Raw genomic sequence first — 17,196 nt, 5'->3', positions numbered from 1 at the left:
CCGGCCTTCACTCCCCCGGCGATCTCACGGGTTCCAGCGGCTTGGGCGTCGTCAGGCGGCCATGGCCGGAGACGGCATTGCCGGCGTCGGGCGCCAGCCGCATGAAGGACAGCGACGCCGCCGCCGATACCGCCGCCACGATGAAGAAGGCGATGTGGAAATCGCCCAGCGTCAGCGGTCCGCCATGGATCGAGGTCGAGACTTCCAGAATGCCGCCGGCCAGCGCCACGCCGAGCGCGATCGACAATTGCTGGAACACCGCCGTGATCGGTGTTGCCTTGCTGGTGTCTTCGGCCGACACTTCGGCATAGGAGAGCGCGTTGACGCCGGTGAAGAACATCGAGCGGATGAAGCCGCCGACCAGCAATATGGCCAGCATCAGCACGTAAGGCGTTTCGGGGGTGAAGAGGCCGTAGATGGCGATCGATGCGGCGGCGACCAGCGAGCCGACGATCAGCACGCGGCGGAAGCCGGCAACGCGAAAAATCAGCGCGGTGACGAATTTCATGCCGATGGCGCCGATCGCCGAGACGAAGGTGATCATGCCAGACTGGAACGGCGTCAGCCCGAAGCCGATCTGGAACATCAGCGGCAGCAGGAACGGCACTGCTCCGATGCCGATGCGAAACAGCGAGCCGCCAAGCACCGATGAGCGGAACACCTGGTTGCGGAACAGTTCGAGCGCCAGCAGCGGATTTTTGGCGCGCCGCGCATGCATGAGGTAGAGCGCGCCCGACAGCAGCCCGACCCCCACGGTGATGAAGCCGGTGGCCGGCGGCAGATAGGGCAGGCTGACCACGGACAGGCCGAAGACCACGCCGGATGCCGCAAGCCCGCTCAGCACGAAGCCGATGAAATCGAGCGGCGGCGTCTCCATCGATTCGGTTTCCGGCAGGAAGCGCGTCGCCAGCCAGATGCCGACCAGGCCGATCGGCACATTGATCAGGAAGATCCAGTGCCAGGTGAAATAGGTGGTGATGAAGCCGCCGATCGGGGGACCGACCAGCGGTCCGACCAGTGCGGGAACGGTCAGCCACGACATGGCGGCGACCAGGTCGCTCTTGGGCGTGGCGCGCACCAGCACCAGGCGCCCGACCGGCGTCATCATGGCGCCGCCAATGCCTTGCAGGAAGCGCGACACCACGAAGGCCGGCAGCGAACCGGACAAGGCGCAGGCGACCGAGCCGACGATAAACACCGCAATCGCGGCGCGAAAAATGTTCTTGGCGCCGAAGCGGTCGGCCATCCAGCCGCTGATTGGAATGAAGATCGCCAGCGACACAAGATAGGCCGTCAGCGCCAGCTTGAGCGCGATCGGGCTGGTATGGATATCGATGGCGATCGCCGGCAGCGATGTCGCGATGACGGTCGAATCCATGTTTTCCATGAAAAGTGCGACCGCCAGGATCAGCGGAATGGTGCGATTCACAAGCGTGACCGTTTTCAAATTTTCTATTCGGCCGGGGGCGAACCGATACAGGGGGCGGTTATCATGGCTGGACACCGATGTCGTGTTAAATTGCTGTCACTTTTGTGCGACCGCAACCACGGGTGGCGCAATCAAATGGTCGAAGACGCTGTTGTGCAATGCAACGATCGGCTTTTCATCCGCGTCGCGACGTGTTACCAGCCAGCGCCAATCCTGAAAGGGAAGATGAGAGTCGGCGCTGTCCATTCCGGTCCAGCGCTTTTTCCGCATTCTAAAGGGCTGGCCATGGCAAAAATCATCGAAACGTCCACAGGCGCACTGGCGCTGACCTTTGACGATGTGCTTTTGCAGCCCGGTCACTCCGAGGTCATGCCCGGCGAAACCGATGTCCGCACCCGCATCGCAGGCGACATCGACCTCAACGTGCCGATCCTCTCCGCCGCGATGGACACCGTCACCGAGGCGCGCCTTGCCATCGCCATGGCCCAGGCCGGCGGCATCGGCGTCATCCACCGCAATTTCTCGCCGGCCGAACAGGCCGAGCAGGTACGGCAGGTGAAGAAATTCGAATCCGGCATGGTGGTCAATCCGGTCACCATCGGTCCGGACGCCACGCTCGCCGATGCGCTGTCGCTGATGCGCACCTATTCGATCTCGGGCATTCCGGTGGTCGAGAATGGCGGCACGGGCGGCCACAAGACCGGCCGGCTGGTCGGCATCCTGACCAACCGCGACGTGCGCTTTGCCTCCGACCCGGCGCAGAAGGTCTATGAGTTGATGACCCGTGAGAACCTCATCACGGTCAAGGAAAATGTCGACCAGGACGAAGCCAAACGGCTTCTGCACCAGCACCGCATCGAAAAACTTGTCGTCGTCGACAAGCAGGGCAATTGCGTCGGCCTGATCACCGTCAAGGACATCGAGAAGTCGCAGCTCAACCCGCACGCCACCAAGGATGCGCAGGGCCGCCTGCGCGCGGCGGCCGCCACTAGTGTCGGTGACGATGGCTTTGAGCGCGCCGAGCGCCTGATCGACGCCGGCGTCGACCTTCTGGTCATCGACACCGCGCATGGCCACTCGCAGCGCGTGCTCGACGCCGTCACGCGCGCCAAGAAGCTTTCGAACTCGGTTCGCATCCTGGCCGGCAACGTCGCCACCGCCGAAGGCACGCAGGCGCTGATCGATGCTGGCGCCGACGCCGTGAAGGTCGGCATCGGCCCGGGCTCCATCTGCACCACTCGCATCGTTGCCGGTGTCGGCGTGCCGCAGCTTTCAGCCATCATGTCGGCGGTCGAGACGGCGCACAAATCGGGTGTGTCGGTGATTGCCGATGGCGGCATCAAATATTCCGGCGATCTCGCCAAGGCGCTCGCCGCCGGCGCCAGCGCCGCCATGATCGGCTCGCTGCTGGCCGGCACCGACGAAAGCCCAGGCGAGGTCTATCTGCACCAGGGCCGCTCCTTCAAAGCCTATCGCGGCATGGGCTCGGTCGGCGCCATGGCGCGCGGCTCGGCCGATCGCTACTTCCAGGCCGAGGTGCGCGATACCCTCAAACTGGTGCCGGAAGGCATTGAAGGCCAGGTTCCATACAAAGGACCTGTGTCTGGCGTGCTGCACCAGCTTGCGGGCGGCCTAAAAGCCGCTATGGGTTATGTCGGTGGCCGCGACCTTGCCGATTTCCGCGAGCGCGCCACTTTTGTGCGCATATCCAACGCCGGACTTCGTGAAAGCCACGCCCATGACGTCACGATTACCCGCGAAAGCCCGAACTATCCCGGCGGAGCCTGAACAATACGGGCTCGGGCGGAGCCTGACCGCGACGGTCCTGCGGCTGCCACGCCACGCGGCCGCACTGTGTTTCCTGTCGGCGGCGGTTTTCATCGCCATGACGGTGATGGAGTTCTTCTATTTCCGCCAGTTGAGCGGCGGCCTGCCGTCGCTCGACATGCGCTATTTCGGTTTCACACCCGACGAAGGCATGGCCTGGCTGACGGCGCTCGGCCGGCGCGGCGGCGAGATCATTCTGGTCTGGCACTATCTGACCTTCGATCTGTTGTTCCCCGCGCTGCTGTCGCTGACCTTGGTGAGCCTGGTCCTGGCCACTGGCCGGCGCCTGCAGAACTTCCGCGAGCTTCCCGGGCAGGTGCAGTCGATCTTCGCGCTGGTGCTGGTGCTGCCCTACACGCTGGCCGACTATGCCCAGAACATCGCCGTGGCGCGGCTTCTGTCCGATTTCCTGTCGGCCAATCCGGATTCGCTGTCTTTCGCTTCGGCTCTGATCGTCACCAAATTCGCGCTTCTCGCCATCCCGGTGGTCGTCATCGCCGCTTTCTGGCTGGTGGGTCAGAGACGCTAGAGCAATTCCAGGAAAAGCGCGTAGCGCTTTCCCTGGGGAATTGCGACAAAACAAAGAGTTAGAGTGGTTTGCCGTTTCCGTGAAGACGGTGGAACACTCTAAGCATGATGCCGGACAGGGCAGGGGAATGTCATGAACCAGACCACGATCTTCTGGCCCGTTCTGGCGCATGTGGCTCTGGTCTACATCGTCTACGGCGTGTTGGGGCGCCGCAGATATGGCGCAATCAAATCAGGTGAGGCCAAGGTCGGACAGTACAAGGCCCGCTCGACCGAGCCGGCGTCCAGCGTCACCGTTGCCGCCAATCTCTGCAACCAGTTCGAACTGCCGGTGCTTTTCTATGTGCTGTGCCTTACGCTGCACGTCACCAACGGCGTCAACTATCTGACCTTGACGCTGGCGTGGATTTTCGTCCTGACGCGCTATTTTCATGCCTGGGTTCACCTGACCAGCAACAATCTGCGGCTGCGCAGCCGTTCTTTCTTCGCTGGCGCGGTGGTGCTGGCGCTGGCCTGGATCTGGTTCGCGCTGCACCTGCTAGGCCTCGTCTGAGGCAGGGTCACGCGGGGGTTGCAGCCCTCGACATCAAGCGCGACGCATAGATTTCGATCCTCCGCCGAAATCTATGCTCGACCGTCCACGCGACGAATGCTGCAATGGCGACCACGGTGCAGAACGCTATGCCGATCCGAAGATACGGGGAGCCGATCCATGGAGCCAGCCATCGTATGATCGCGACACCGACATTCTGGTGCAGAAGATACAGAGGATAGCTGATCAAGCCGATGTAGCTCACGCTTCGCCAGATCTTGATATCGCGCAGCTGGACCCCGATGACCCCAACAATTGAAAGCGCGATGACCCAGGCACTGAATGCTGAACCGCCCCACAGTTTGACAACAACCACCAGGCACCCGGCTGTCACGACCGTCTGCACGGTTCGGGTCGATCGCCTCGCCGCGATGCCCATCAAAAAGAAGAGGCTGTAGGGGAACAGAAAATACGGCATGGCGATGCCCTTGAAGGGAAAAATCAGAGCCTGATGGTCTCTCCACAACCCGGAAAAATATGCAATTGCGCCCAGAACGGTAAAGCTGGTGAAAAGGACGAGCACGCGATTTGGCCAGAGGTAGAAGATGAGGCCGAACACAAAGTAGAATTTTGCTTCCGCAAGCAGTGACCAGTCGGCGCCGTCGACCAGCGGCGTTGGAACAAACAGGGTTACCCAGCTTGCGTTTTTCAGGCCGTCGAGCGCTGAAACCTCTCTTCCCGGAAGACCCAGAGCCGCAACCACAATAAGCGTGGTCGCGATACAGGCGATGAGCGCGGACTCCAGCCGCGTAAATCTCTGCAGCCAGAACACCCACACGGTCTCAGACCGCTCGGCTGTCATCGCGATGCAGTAGCCACTGATAATGAAAAAGAGAAAGACGCCAACTATCCCTTGCCATGGCAGCGTCATCTGGTGGTCGAACCCGATGTAGTCGGCGGGAAAGCGGGACGTATAGTGGAAGATCAGCACCAGCATCACGGCGATCGCACGCAATGCGTCGATCGCCTCGTATCGCCGGTTCTCGTCCTGATCCGAACCCATCGGCCAGAAGCCTCTAGAGGTCGAACACCGCTATTTTACGCTTGTCGAACTTTATGCCGATCTCGCCGCGCACCAGCTTCAGTGCCGCTTCGCCGAAGACGGCGCGCCGCCAGCCCTGCAGCGCCGGCACGTCGGCGTCCTCGCCCTCGGCGGCGATGCGGTCGATGTCGTCGCTGGAGGCCAGCACTTTCGAGGCCACGCCCTGCTTCTCGGCGACGATCCTGAGCAGCACTTTCAACAGTTCGGCCGCGGCGCTCGAGCCTTCCGGCGGCTGGAAATTCTTCGGCAGTTTCGGCATCTGCTCCTTGGGCAAGGCCAGCGCGGTGTTGACCGCTCCAAGCAGGGCCGTCGCCGTCGAGGAGCGCTCCCAGCCCTTGGGCGTTGTGCGCAGCTTGGCGAGGGCCGCCGCGTCGCGCGGCGCCTGCTGCGCCACCTCGTAGATCGCGTCGTCCTTGAGCACGCGGCCGCGCGGCACGTCGCGCTCGCGCGCCTCGCGCTCGCGCCATGCCGCCACGGCCTGCACGATCGCAAGTTCCTGCGGCTTGCGCAGCCGCATTTTCAGCCGCTTCCAGGCGTCCTCCGGATGCGGATCGTAGGTCTCGCGCGAGGTCAGGACGTCCATCTCTTCGTTCAGCCAGTGGGCGCGGTTCTCCCGCGCCAGTTCGGCGCTCAAATGCTGATAGACCTCGATCAGATGGGTGACGTCGGCGAGCGCGTAGTCGAGCTGCTTGTCGGACAGCGGCCGGTGGCGCCAGTCGGTGAAGCGCGACGACTTGTCGAGCCGCGCGCCGGTGATGCGCTGCACGAGCTGGTCGTAGGAAACGCTGTCGCCGAAGCCGCAGACCATGGCCGCGACCTGCGTGTCGAACACCGGGTGCGGCACGAGATCGCCGAGATGGACGATGATTTCGATGTCCTGGCGCGCTGCGTGGAAGACCTTGACCACGGCCTCGTTGGCCATCAGCCGGAAGAACGGGGCGAGGTTGATGTCGGGCGACAGCGGGTCGATCAGCGCGGTGACGCCAGGCGCCGCCATCTGGATCAGGCACAGGATCGGCCAGAAGGTCGTTTCGCGGATGAACTCGGTGTCGACGGTAACGAAATCCGACTTTTCGAAAGCGGCGAGAACGGTCTCGAGTTCTTTCTGGGTGGTGATGACGTGCATCAAATCGCTTTTGGCAGGAGTAAGGTCTTCCTAGATTTCAGCCGGAAAGGCTTTCGTCAAGCTTTGGCGCAGCCATCATCGGCTTCCCGGACCATCGGAATCGCCATTGCGCTTAGCCAGCCGCGCAAAAACGGTCGACGTGCGCAGCAGCGCGATGAAGCGGCCGCGCTTGCCCACGGGCACGCCGGAGCGTGCCTGCATGCGGTAGAGGATGACGGCGATGAAGATCGCATAGACGGTGGCGCTGAACACGAACAGCGCGCTCGGCCCGAAATGCTGCATCACTGTCGAGGCGGCGAAAGGGCCGCCGATGGCGCCGAAGGAATAGAACAGCATCAGCGCCGCATTGATCAGCACGAACTCCCCCGTGTCGGCGCGGTCGTTGGAATGCGCCGCCGACAGCGAATAAAGCGGCATGGCGAAACAGCCGAAGATGAAGATGATGATGAAGTTGAGCAGCGGATTGCTGCCGGCGATGAACACCAGCGCCAGGGCTGAAAGCATCGCGCAGCAGGTCGTCAGCAACAGCACCCGGCGCCGGTCCCATCGGTCGGAGAGGTAGCCGAGCGGATACTGGATGATGGCGCCGCCGAAGATGCCGACGCTGACGAAGGTGACGACATCGGCGACCGACATGCCGATCTGCTCGGCATAGACCGGCGACAGCGTGCGAAAGGCGCTGTTGGTGACGCCGACGGCGATACAGCCGAAGCAGCCGAGTGGCGAAATGCGCCAGACGCGCGCCAGGTCGAGCTTGACCTCCTCCGGCGGCGTCGGGTTGGAACGGTCGCCGAGCGAGACCGGCACCAGCGACAGCGTGATCATGATCGACATGATGGCGAAGATGGTGAAGCCGCCGGCGCCGAAGACGGGGATCAGGAACTGGGCCGATGTCACCGAGCCGGTATCGACCATCCGGTAGATCGCCAGCACGCGGGCGCGGTCCTTGTTGGTGACGCCGGAATTCAGCCAGCTTTCGACGATGGTGAACAGCCCGGCAAAACAGAAGCCGCCGGCAAAGCGCACCGCGCACCACATCACTGGATCGAGCACCAGCACCAAAAGCAGAGTGCCGACCGAGGCAATCGCGGCCAGCGCCGAAAACGCCCTGATATGGCCGACCGCCTTCATGATGCGGGTGATGGCCAGGCAGCCGAGCAGGAAGCCGGCGAAATAGAACGTGCCCATCAGGCCGATGTCGGAAGCGGAAAACCCCTCCTGCGCGCCGCGCAGCGCAATCAGCGTGCTCTGCAACCCATTGCCGCCGAGCAGGATGCCTGCGGCGAGAAGAAGCGGGATCAGCGGGCGGATGGAGGACATGAAAAAGGCGATCACGTATCGGTGATCCCTTCTTGAACTATCCCTCCCACCAATGCCAGCGGCAATTGCCGCTTGCAGGATCAATCGCGGTTCTGCAGCGCCCCCACTATATTGCCTGGTTTGGAGCGGACGCAGGTCCGTATGGTCCAACTGCCGACCTCAGTTTCGCGACGCGATCTTACCTGGCCGGCCGTCCCGTCCGCGGCGAGGGAAACCTTCAGTCACCCCTCTGCTGCCCGCGCAAGTATCTTGTCACGCGTCGGTTCGAGCGGCTCATCCACCGAAGCGGCCGGTTTGTCGGCGGCCGGCCGCCGGCCAAGCGATCCCGCGGTCAGCAGGCTGAGGATAATGAACGGAATGCCGATACCAAAGGCCGAGCGGATGCCCCAATGGTCCGAGACGAAGCCGAGCAGCGGCGGGCCGAGCAGGAAGGCGACGAAGGAGATCTGCGACAGTGCCGCGACATTGATCGCAGCCGGTCGATCCGTCCGTTGGGCGGCAGCCGAGATCGCCAGCGGGAAGAGGGCGCTGGTACCGATCCCCAGAAGCGCAAAGCCCAGTATGGAGAAGAACGGCGCGGGCGAGAAAAAGACAACCAGCACGCCGGTCGCCATCATTGCCAGCAGCACCCGCGCCACGCCGCTTGGCGAATAGCGGTCGACGAAACTGTCGGCGAAGAAGCGCGTGGTTGCCTGGGAAAAGGCGAACAGCGCCACGGTGAAACCGGCGACGAAGGGGCCGGACTCGAACACGGTGCGCATATAGATCGCCGACCAGTCGATGCTGGCGCCTTCCATCAGCATCGCCGAGAGTGTCACCGCGACGAGAACAAGGATCGGCAGGGTCGGCCGCGCCAGCATGGGTGCCTTCTTGCCGGTGCCGACGAAGCGACTCGGCGCCGGCTGATAGCCGCCGAGGAACAGCGCCATCGAGATCGCGACGATCGGCACGATCAGCGCCAGATGCAGTTGCGGCGATATGCCGAGATGCGCAAGAGCCCCGCCGAACAGGCCGGCGCCGAAAAAGCCCATGCTCCAGAACGAATGCGCGCGGTTCATGATGCGACGCTTGACCAGGAATTCGGTCCGGTCGGCCTCGACATTGAGCATGATCTCGACGCTGCCGATCATCAGGCCGACTGGAAAGAGCATGAGGAAAAGCGCGAGCGGCCCCGGCGCATGCACCGCAACGGCATAGGCAAGCGCCAGCAGTGGTACCAGGACGAGCTGCGCGCGGCGGAAGCCGACGCGCTCGAGCAGCGGCGTCGCGAGCGTCAGTGCCGTCAAGGTGCCGATCGGCGTTCCGATCAGGCTGAGGCCGAGCGTGCCGTCCCCAATGCCCATGGCGTGCTTGATGTCGGGCAGCCGGGGAAAGATGTTGCCCATCGCGAAGGAATAGATCGCGAACCCGGCATAGACGCGGTGTTGCGGGGCAAGGTTGAGACCAAAGCTCATGGCGGCGCTTTCAAAGGAAGGGAGGCTGGCTTGTGCGACAGCCCAGTCGGCCACTCCTTGCATAAACGTGCAGAACATGCAAGAACGTGCACAGAGAAATAAGATCAGGCGAAACAGGCAATGCTGACCGATCAACGGCGCCAACTTATCCGTGACCGCCTCGCGGCGGAGGGGAGTGTGCTGGCGGGCGAACTGGCGAGCCGCTTCGGCGTTTCGGAGGACACGGTGCGCCGTGACCTCAGGGAACTGGCGAAAGCCGGGCACTGTCGCCGGGTCTATGGCGGCGCGGTTGCGGCGGCGCCCTTTGCCGCGGCCCCCATCGGTCTGCGCGGCGGCCATGCGGTCGAGGAGAAGGCGCGGCTGGCGAGCACGGCCATGGCGTTGCTCTCCAGCGGTCAGACCCTGTTCATCGACGGCGGCAGCACCAACACCGCCATCGCCAAGGCCATTCCCTGCGACCTCGAACTGACCATCGCCACCAATTCGCTCGGCGTCGCCTCGGCGCTGTCCGACCATCCCCTGGTCGAACTGACCGTGCTTGGCGGCAGGTTTGTCCGCGACCTCGGAACCTGCGTCGGCGCCGACACGCTGGCCGCCATTGCACAGCTTGGCGCCGACCTGTTTTTCCTTGGCTCGTGCGGCCTGGATGCCTCACGCGGTGTGACGGCATTCGATTCGGCCGAGGCCGAGGTCAAGCGGGCCATGGCCAGGAACAGCGCCGGCATCGTCATCGCCGTCACCAACGACAAGCTGGCCACCGCGGCGCCTTATCGCGTCGCCGGCGCCGAAGCGATCCGCCATCTGGTGGTCGAAAAGACCGCGCCGGCCGCGATCCTCGCCGATTTCGAACGCCAGGGCGCCGAAATCCACTTTGCTTGAAGGCGGCGAGCTACTTCCACGACGCCGCATGTGCGATGAACACTTCGATATCTTGCTTCGTCCCTGGCGGTCGAACCTGGATACGGCCCGATGTCTCCTTGCCTTGACAAATCCGGCCTCCCATGCGCTTTTCGCGCAAATTTTGGGCCGGGCTTTGATGCTTTGGCCTGCCACCCAGCACCCCGGACTTTACCAATGACAATGCACCGTTACCGCAGCCATACCTGTGCCCAGTTGAGAAAGAGCGACGTCGGCTCTTCCGTTCGCCTGTCGGGCTGGGTGCATCGCGTGCGCGACCATGGCGGCCTGCTGTTCATCGACTTGCGCGACCACTACGGCCTGACCCAGATCGTCGCCGACCCCGATTCGCCGGCCTTCAGGGTCGCAGAGACCGTGCGCGGCGAATGGGTCATCCGTGTCGACGGCGAGGTCAAGGCGCGCCTGCCGGAGACGGTCAACGCCAACCTGCCGACCGGCGAGATCGAGATTTTCGCACGCGAAATCGAGGTGCTGTCGGCTGCCAAGGAATTGCCGCTGCCGGTGTTTGGCGAGCCGGACTATCCCGAGGACATCAGGCTGAAGTACCGCTTCCTCGACCTGCGCCGCGACACGCTGCACAAGAACATCGTGGCGCGCACCAAGATCATTGCCGAGATGCGCAAACGCATGGGCGAGGTCGGTTTCACCGAATTCTCGACGCCGATCCTGACGGCTTCGTCGCCAGAAGGCGCGCGCGACTTCCTGGTGCCGTCGCGCATCCATCCCGGCACGTTCTACGCGCTGCCGCAGGCGCCGCAGCAGTACAAGCAGCTGATCATGGTGTCGGGCTTCGACCGCTATTTCCAGATCGCGCCCTGCTTCCGGGACGAGGATCCGCGCGCGGATCGTCTGCCCGGCGAGTTCTATCAGCTCGACCTCGAAATGAGCTTCGTCGAACAGGACGACGTGCTGTCGACGATGGAACCAGTGATGACCTCCGTTTTCGAGGCTTTCGCCGACCGCAAGCCCGTCACCAAGGACTGGCCGCGCATCCCCTATGATGCAGCCATGCGCAAATACGGCTCCGACAAGCCGGACCTGCGTAACCCGATCGTGATGCAGGCCGTCTCCGACCATTTCCGCGATTCCGGCTTCAAGGTCTTCGCCAACATTCTGGCCAACGACCCGAAGGCCGAAGTGTGGGCCATTCCGGCCAAGACCGGCGGAAGCCGTGCCTTCTGCGACCGCATGAACTCCTGGGCGCAAGGCGAGGGCCAGCCGGGCCTTGGCTACATTTTCTGGCGCAAGGAGGGCGACAAGCTCGAAGGCGCCGGTCCGCTCGCCAAGAACATCGGCGAAGAGCGCACAGAGGCGATCCGTCAGCAGCTCGGCCTTGCCGACGGCGATGCCGCTTTCTTTGTCGCCGGCGATCCGAAGAAATTCGTTTCTTTTGCCGGTGCCGCGCGCACCCGCGCGGGCGAGGAATTGAACCTGGTCGATCGCGACCGATTCGAACTGTGCTGGATCGTCGACTTCCCGTTCTTCGAATGGAACGAGGACGAGAAGAAGATCGATTTCGCTCACAATCCGTTCTCGATGCCGCAAGGTGGCATTGACGCCCTGAATAACCAGGAGCCGCTCAGCATCAAGGCGTTCCAGTACGACGCGGTGTGCAACGGATTCGAGATTGCCTCGGGCGGCATCCGCAACCACCTGCCGGAAACCATGGTCAAGGCTTTCGAGATGGTCGGTCTGGACCGTCAGACGGTCGAGGAGCGTTTCGGCGGCCTGTATCGTGCCTTCCAGTATGGTGCGCCGCCACATGGCGGCGCGGCATTCGGCATCGACCGCGTCGTCATGCTGCTGGTTGGCGCCAAGAACCTGCGCGAGATCACCATGTTCCCGATGAACCAGCAGGCCTACGACCTGTTGATGAACGCGCCGTCGGAAGCCAGCCCGCAGCAGCTTCGCGAGTTGGCGCTGCGTGTCGCACCGACCAAGAAGGACGCCTGATCGCCAGCTTCGGGCGAGACTTTAAAAACCAGCCAGAACCGATTCTTTCGATTCGATAATTCAAAAAAATAGCCCGGCATCGCTGCCGGGCTATTTTTGTATGCTGAGGCCGCTTAGATCAGTCCTCGTTGGCCTTGACGCTGACACCGAGCGTCTTCGGCAGGTCGAGCGGGTTGGACATGGCGCCGGCCATGATCAGCGCGAACGGCACCGATGCCGGCGGCTCGGCCGAGATTTCGAGGCTCTTCGGATCGTCGAGATATTTGCTGACCGCCGCGGTCACCTGCGCCGTCAGTTCCGGATTGTTGAGCTGCGCCATGCCGAACGGCACGATCGCCTTGGCCTGGTTGGCGACGTCCTTGGCCGACATGCCCTGCTGCTTGCCGACATATTCCAGCACCTTGCCGGTCAGCGAATCGTCGTCGAAGCGGATCGAGGCGCTGTTGAACGAAAGCTGCTGCAACAGGCCGAGCATGGCCATGCCTTGTGCCGAATTGTCGGCGCCTTGAGGCTGCGCGGCTATCTTCTTCTGCATTTCCTGCAGCGACTTTATGAAGTCGATCGTGTAGCCGCCGAGGTCGAAGGTCATGCCGAGCGTGCCGGCATTCTCGACGGAGATGTCGTATTTCGACAGTTCCATCTTGCCGTCCGAGGGCTGCCAGGTGCCGGCCATTTCGAGATTGCCCGAAATGTTCTGGTAGCCGAGCGCGTTGATGACTTCCTTGGACTTGGGATCGTCGACCAGTGTCAGGTCGGCGTTGAACTTTTCCGTGTTGGCGGTGAATTCCATCGCCTTGCCGTCCGCCGGCGGCGTGATCTCGACGGCAAGCCCGTCCATCGAGAAGGCGGTCTTGTCGGCGACCTTGACCGTCATGTTGGAGAGTTCGGCGGACTTGTACATCATCAGCGAGCCCAGCGGGCCGGTGGCGCCATCGGCCGGAACCGTCATGTCATGGATGACGAAGGGGCTGAGGTTGAGGGTGACGCCGTCCTTGGCGTGTTCGAAGGCCGAGGTCGAGACGGTACCGATATCGAAGCCGCCATTGGCCGCGGTCACGTTCTCTAGCTTGACGTCGCCGATGGTGAGGGCTTCCTTTTCCGCCGCCGGCTTGATGGCAACACCCTGCAGCACCATGCTGGTGTTGTCGCCGGTCACGCCGGTCCAGGAGATGTCGACGCCCTGTGCCGCCAGCGCCGCCTTCAGCCGGTCGGCAACTGCGGCATCCTGGGCAAGGGCCGCATTCAGCGGCAGCGTGAGCAAGAAGGTCGAAAAAGCCAGTTTCTGGAGAGTTGAGCGTTTGATTGTCATCGCAAGGTCCCTGAGAGTGTCCTGAAATTGTTTTTCAATTTTTTGCACCATCACCATTCCGTGACGAACTGGACGGGAAAAAGGCGTATCCCGGTACCATGGTCGAAAATCACAGTGAAAGGCAAACTCGATCCCACCGTCTTGGCGCAAATCGGTGAATTTGTCATGAAGAGCCGGTTGCCCGATATCATCACGCTTGGCCATAGAGGCCTGATGTAACAGGCTGATGTTGGTCGACATCCCCAGGCGTGCGGTTTCATGTTGCAGAACGGCGGGTATGTCTGTCGGCCTCTTGCCGCGAATCACCCGCTCAGCTAGTCCCAGCCCATGGGAAAAAGGCTTTTGCCGCCTGAAAATGGCGGTGGTGATCACATTGAACCGGTCGATCTGAAGAAGGCGCTGGAAGAGCGCTATCTCGCCTATGCGCTGTCGACCATCATGCACCGGGCGCTGCCCGACGTTCGCGACGGGCTGAAGCCGGTCCACCGCCGCATCATGCACGCCATGCGGCTGCTCAGGCTCAACCCCGACCAGGGTTTTGCCAAATGCGCCCGCATCGTCGGCGAGGTGATGGGCAAGTTCCATCCGCATGGCGACCAGTCGATCTACGACGCGCTGGTGCGGTTGGCGCAGGATTTTTCCATGCGCTATCCCTTGGTCGACGGGCAGGGTAATTTCGGCAACATCGACGGCGATAACGCTGCCGCCATGCGCTACACCGAAGCGCGCATGACCGATGTGGCGACCGAATTGTTGTCCGGCATCACCGAGGATGCCGTCGACTATCGGCCGACCTACAATGAAGAAGACGAGGAGCCCGTGGTGCTCCCCGGCGCCTTCCCGAACCTGCTGGCCAACGGCTCGTCCGGCATCGCGGTCGGCATGGCGACATCGATCCCGCCGCACAACGCGGCCGAGCTTTGCAACGCCGCATTGCACCTGATCGAGCATCGCGATGCGCCGGTCTCGAAGCTGATGGATTTCGTCCAGGGTCCGGATTTCCCGACCGGCGGTATCATCGTCGACAGCCGCGCTTCCATCCTCGAAGCCTACGAGACCGGCCGCGGCGGCTTCCGTGTCCGCTCGAAATGGAGCCAGGAGGACCAAGGCAGGGGCACCTGGAGTATCGTCGTCACCGAAATCCCCTATGGGGTGCAGAAGGCGCGGTTGATCGAGAAGATCGCCGAGCTGTTGATGGCGCGCAAACTGCCGTTGCTCGAGGACATCAGGGACGAAAGTGCGGAAGACATCCGCGTCGTGCTGGTGCCCAAGAGCCGTTCCGTCGACCCGGGCATCCTGATGGAATCGCTGTTCAAGCTCACTGAGCTTGAAAGCCGTTTCCCGCTCAACATGAACGTGCTGTCGCGCGGCAAGGTGCCCAACGTCCTGTCGCTGAAGGGCGTGCTGCAGGAATGGCTCGACCATCGCCGCGACGTTCTGATCCGCCGCTCGAAACATCGCCTCGGCGAGATCGAAAGACGGCTGGAGATCCTCGCCGGCTACCTGATTGCCTATCTGAACATCGACGAGGTGATCAAGATCATCCGCGAGGAGGATGAGCCCAAGCAGGTGATGATGGCCCGCTGGTCGCTCACCGATACCCAGGCAGAAGCCATCCTCAACATGCGCCTGCGCGCCTTGCGCAAGCTGGAAGAGTTCGAGATCCGCAAGGAGTTCGACGGCCTGAGCGCGGAGAAGAAGCAGATCGAGGCGCTGCTGGCGTCCGATGCCAAGCAATGGTCGACGATCAAGTGGGAAGTCACCAACATCCGAGACAAGTTCGGCCCGGAGACCGAACTCGGCAAGCGCCGCACCCAGTTCGCCGATGCCCCCGAGCACGACCTGACCGACATCGCCCACGCCATGATCGAGCGCGAGCCGGTCACCGTGGTGGTTTCGGAAAAGGGCTGGCTGCGGGCGATGAAGGGGCATCTGGCCGACCTTTCGACGCTGACCTTCAAGGAGGGCGACAGCCTCAAGCTCGCCTTCCATGCGCAGACCACCGACAAGGTGCTGGTCTTCACGACAGGGGGCAAGTTCTACACCATCGGCGCCGACCGGCTGCCGGGCGGGCGCGGCCATGGCGAGCCGATCCGCATCATCGTCGACATGGACAACGACCAGGACATCGTCACCGCCTTCGTCCACGATCCGAAGCGCAAGCTGCTGCTGGCCTCCTATGACGCCAACGGCTTCATCGTGTCGGAGGAGGAAGTTGTCGCCAACACCCGCAAGGGCAAGCAGGTGATGAACGTCAAGGCGCCGGACGAGGCCAAGCGTTGCGTACCGGTTACCGGCGATCACCTCGCCATCGTCGGCGAGAACCGGAAAATGCTGGTGTTCGCGCTTTCGGAAATTCCCGAGATGGGCCGCGGCAAGGGCGTGCGGCTGCAGAAATACAAGGATGGCGGCCTGCTCGATCTCAAACCGTTCACCTTGGAGACGGGCCTGTCCTGGCAGGACTCGGCCGACCGCACCTTCACAAGGTCGCGCGAGGAACTCGCCGAATGGATCGGCGCCCGGGCGTCGGCCGGCCGCATGGTGCCGAAGGGTTTTCCGAGGACGGGCAAGTTCGGGTAGCTAAGCGTCTCTTCCTTCCCCCTGTGTGGGGGAAGGTGGCCTCGCGAAGCGAGGTCGGATGAGCGACTATCTGAGGTGTCAAGTTGCATTTGCGAATTCGTTACGCGCGTCGCGTGCTTTTGCATTGAGAATGACGAGCAGCTTGCGGGCGAGCGCAATGCGGATGACCATTTTCTCCTTTCCGGCAGTCTGCAACCGTTGCTTGAAAGCTTTGGCAACGATGCTGGCAACGAGAAAGAGGACGCCGCGCGGCCCTGCCCGACCGCCGCGCACTGGTCTTCGACCGCTGCGCTTGCCACTGTCATTGGCGATCGGCGCCAGGCCGGCCAACTTGGCGATGGCCTTGTTGGAGAGGATGCCGATCTCCGGCAACTGCGCCATCAGCCGCGCCACGGTGCGAGAGGCAACACCCTTGAGCGAGCGGAAGGCTCGGTCGAGGCATGCCCACAGCGGATCGTCATCGATGAGCGTGGCGATCTCACCTTCGAGCCTGCGGCTCTGGCGCGCAAGCAGCGCGATCACTTCATCGAGGCTGGCGATAGTTTCGGCGTCGGCGGTGCTCTTGCGCTGCTTTTGAATGGTGAGATCTCCTCCCACCTGGGAAAGCCGCGCAACCAGCGCCTTGAGCCGCTGCTGGGCCGCGCTCGGCGGCGGCGTCGGCTTGAGCCGCTTGACGGCACCATAACGGGCAATCACGGCGGCATCGATTCTGTCGGTCTTCTCCAGGAAACCCATTGCCTCGGCGAAGTAGCGAACGCTCCTCGCGTTGGCCATGCCGCAGGGTTGGCCCATCTCCCACAAGAGCAGGAAGGCCAGCCGTTCGTAGCCGCCACTGGCCTCCATGATGACGAGTTCGACATCATGGTTCTGACACCAGGCGGCCAGATCGGCGATGCCTGCCGCATCGTTGGCGAAGCGGTTTGCCGCTCCCATCGGCTCGATATGAGCGTCGAGCCAGTCTTTCGAAATATCTATTCCACAGAGGGTCGTGTTCACGGTAACCTGCCTTGTGCGTGCGATTGGAGCCAAGCGACTATTCGGTCGTGCGTGACGAAGACGAAGATCCCAGGCTCATCCACGGTTGTAGCCGCAGGGGTGTCGGGCGACTTCGCCAAGCC

General features: G+C 62.8%; 14 protein-coding genes. 6 read left to right on the top strand and 8 right to left on the bottom strand.

Features of this window, described 5'->3' with window-relative positions; genetic code table 11:
* Nucleotides 1-7: 7 nt before the first annotated feature.
* Both JG747_RS24235 and JG747_RS24230 read right to left on the bottom strand, forming a co-directional pair.
* Nucleotides 8-1,429 (bottom strand): MFS transporter, encoded by a 1,422-nt coding sequence (locus JG747_RS24235; protein ID WP_027046726.1) that lies wholly within the window; start codon nt 1,427-1,429, stop codon nt 8-10.
* Between the two features lie 96 nt (nt 1,430-1,525).
* Nucleotides 1,526-1,675 carry a hypothetical protein gene (locus tag JG747_RS24230; protein WP_155772703.1) on the bottom strand — a complete coding sequence of 50 codons (150 nt, stop codon included), beginning with the start codon at nt 1,673-1,675 and terminating at the stop codon, nt 1,526-1,528.
* Nucleotides 1,676-1,714: 39 nt separating this feature from the next.
* On the opposite strand from JG747_RS24230, the gene guaB reads away from it, so the two are divergent.
* The 3 genes from guaB to JG747_RS24215 all read left to right on the top strand — a co-directional run bounded on the left by guaB (nt 1,715) and on the right by JG747_RS24215 (nt 4,337).
* Nucleotides 1,715-3,217: an IMP dehydrogenase gene (guaB, locus tag JG747_RS24225; RefSeq protein ID WP_010915551.1), complete on the top strand. Its 1,503-nt coding sequence runs from the start codon at nt 1,715-1,717 to the stop codon at nt 3,215-3,217.
* Nucleotides 3,168-3,785 (top strand): hypothetical protein, encoded by a 618-nt coding sequence (locus JG747_RS24220; protein ID WP_080643722.1) that lies wholly within the window; start codon nt 3,168-3,170, stop codon nt 3,783-3,785. Before guaB ends, JG747_RS24220 begins: the two co-directional genes overlap by 50 nt.
* A 132-nt stretch (nt 3,786-3,917) precedes the next feature.
* The gene (locus tag JG747_RS24215) at nt 3,918-4,337 is read left to right on the top strand and encodes an MAPEG family protein (RefSeq protein ID WP_019857573.1); all 420 of its coding nucleotides are present in this window, start codon (nt 3,918-3,920) and stop codon (nt 4,335-4,337) included.
* 7 nt (nt 4,338-4,344) lie between these two features.
* Here JG747_RS24215 and JG747_RS24210 read toward each other — a convergent pair whose 3' ends face one another.
* From JG747_RS24210 to JG747_RS24195, 4 genes are all read right to left on the bottom strand, one after another.
* Entirely contained in the window at nt 4,345-5,379 is a 1,035-nt protein-coding gene (locus JG747_RS24210) for an acyltransferase family protein (protein WP_202360206.1), read from the bottom strand.
* A 13-nt stretch (nt 5,380-5,392) separates the two neighbouring features.
* Entirely contained in the window at nt 5,393-6,544 is a 1,152-nt protein-coding gene (rnd, locus tag JG747_RS24205) for a ribonuclease D (RefSeq protein ID WP_010915555.1), read from the bottom strand.
* Nucleotides 6,545-6,619: 75 nt separating this feature from the next.
* Nucleotides 6,620-7,864: an MFS transporter gene (locus JG747_RS24200; RefSeq protein WP_064985063.1), complete on the bottom strand. Its 1,245-nt coding sequence runs from the start codon at nt 7,862-7,864 to the stop codon at nt 6,620-6,622.
* A 221-nt stretch (nt 7,865-8,085) separates the two neighbouring features.
* On the bottom strand, nt 8,086-9,318 hold the full coding sequence (locus tag JG747_RS24195; protein ID WP_202360205.1) for an MFS transporter: 1,233 nt from the start codon (nt 9,316-9,318) through the stop codon (nt 8,086-8,088).
* Between the two features lie 120 nt (nt 9,319-9,438).
* Here JG747_RS24195 and JG747_RS24190 point away from each other — a divergent pair, with 120 nt between their 5' ends.
* Together JG747_RS24190 and aspS are read left to right on the top strand one after the other, a co-directional pair.
* Entirely contained in the window at nt 9,439-10,197 is a 759-nt protein-coding gene (locus JG747_RS24190; RefSeq protein WP_038646220.1) for a DeoR/GlpR family DNA-binding transcription regulator, read from the top strand.
* Nucleotides 10,198-10,398: 201 nt separating this feature from the next.
* Nucleotides 10,399-12,189, top strand: coding sequence for an aspartate--tRNA ligase (gene aspS / locus JG747_RS24185; protein ID WP_202362350.1), 1,791 nt, complete (start codon nt 10,399-10,401; stop codon nt 12,187-12,189).
* A gap of 118 nt (nt 12,190-12,307) precedes the next feature.
* Here the strand turns inward: aspS and JG747_RS24180 are convergent, their stop codons facing one another.
* Nucleotides 12,308-13,498 (bottom strand): hypothetical protein, encoded by a 1,191-nt coding sequence (locus JG747_RS24180; protein ID WP_202360204.1) that lies wholly within the window; start codon nt 13,496-13,498, stop codon nt 12,308-12,310.
* Nucleotides 13,499-13,825: 327 nt separating this feature from the next.
* Between JG747_RS24180 and parC the strand changes: the two genes are divergently transcribed.
* Nucleotides 13,826-16,078 carry a DNA topoisomerase IV subunit A gene (gene parC, locus JG747_RS24175; protein WP_038646224.1) on the top strand — a complete coding sequence of 751 codons (2,253 nt, stop codon included), beginning with the start codon at nt 13,826-13,828 and terminating at the stop codon, nt 16,076-16,078.
* Nucleotides 16,079-16,156: 78 nt separating this feature from the next.
* Here the strand turns inward: parC and JG747_RS24170 are convergent, their stop codons facing one another.
* Complete coding sequence (locus JG747_RS24170; protein ID WP_202360203.1) at nt 16,157-17,074, bottom strand: IS110 family transposase; 918 nt, start codon at nt 17,072-17,074, stop codon at nt 16,157-16,159.
* Nucleotides 17,075-17,196: the final 122 nt, after the last annotated feature.

Origin of the sequence: Mesorhizobium sp. 131-3-5 (assembly GCF_016756575.1) — a bacterium.
In the GTDB taxonomy this organism is placed as follows: domain Bacteria; phylum Pseudomonadota; class Alphaproteobacteria; order Rhizobiales; family Rhizobiaceae; genus Mesorhizobium; species Mesorhizobium jarvisii.
This window is presented reverse-complemented; position numbering and strand designations above follow the sequence as displayed.

Coding starts and splice junctions, on each gene's coding strand:
- JG747_RS24230 (WP_155772703.1), bottom strand. CDS start 1,675: ATGGACAGCGCCGACTCTCATCTTCCCTTTCAGGATTGGCGCTGGCTG.
- guaB (WP_010915551.1), top strand. CDS start 1,715: ATGGCAAAAATCATCGAAACGTCCACAGGCGCACTGGCGCTGACCTTT.
- JG747_RS24220 (WP_080643722.1), top strand. CDS start 3,168: ATGACGTCACGATTACCCGCGAAAGCCCGAACTATCCCGGCGGAGCCT.
- JG747_RS24215 (WP_019857573.1), top strand. CDS start 3,918: ATGAACCAGACCACGATCTTCTGGCCCGTTCTGGCGCATGTGGCTCTG.
- JG747_RS24210 (WP_202360206.1), bottom strand. CDS start 5,379: ATGGGTTCGGATCAGGACGAGAACCGGCGATACGAGGCGATCGACGCA.
- rnd (WP_010915555.1), bottom strand. CDS start 6,544: ATGCACGTCATCACCACCCAGAAAGAACTCGAGACCGTTCTCGCCGCT.
- JG747_RS24200 (WP_064985063.1), bottom strand. CDS start 7,864: ATGTCCTCCATCCGCCCGCTGATCCCGCTTCTTCTCGCCGCAGGCATC.
- JG747_RS24195 (WP_202360205.1), bottom strand. CDS start 9,318: ATGAGCTTTGGTCTCAACCTTGCCCCGCAACACCGCGTCTATGCCGGG.
- JG747_RS24190 (WP_038646220.1), top strand. CDS start 9,439: ATGCTGACCGATCAACGGCGCCAACTTATCCGTGACCGCCTCGCGGCG.
- aspS (WP_202362350.1), top strand. CDS start 10,399: ATGCACCGTTACCGCAGCCATACCTGTGCCCAGTTGAGAAAGAGCGAC.
- JG747_RS24180 (WP_202360204.1), bottom strand. CDS start 13,498: ATGACAATCAAACGCTCAACTCTCCAGAAACTGGCTTTTTCGACCTTC.
- parC (WP_038646224.1), top strand. CDS start 13,826: ATGGGAAAAAGGCTTTTGCCGCCTGAAAATGGCGGTGGTGATCACATT.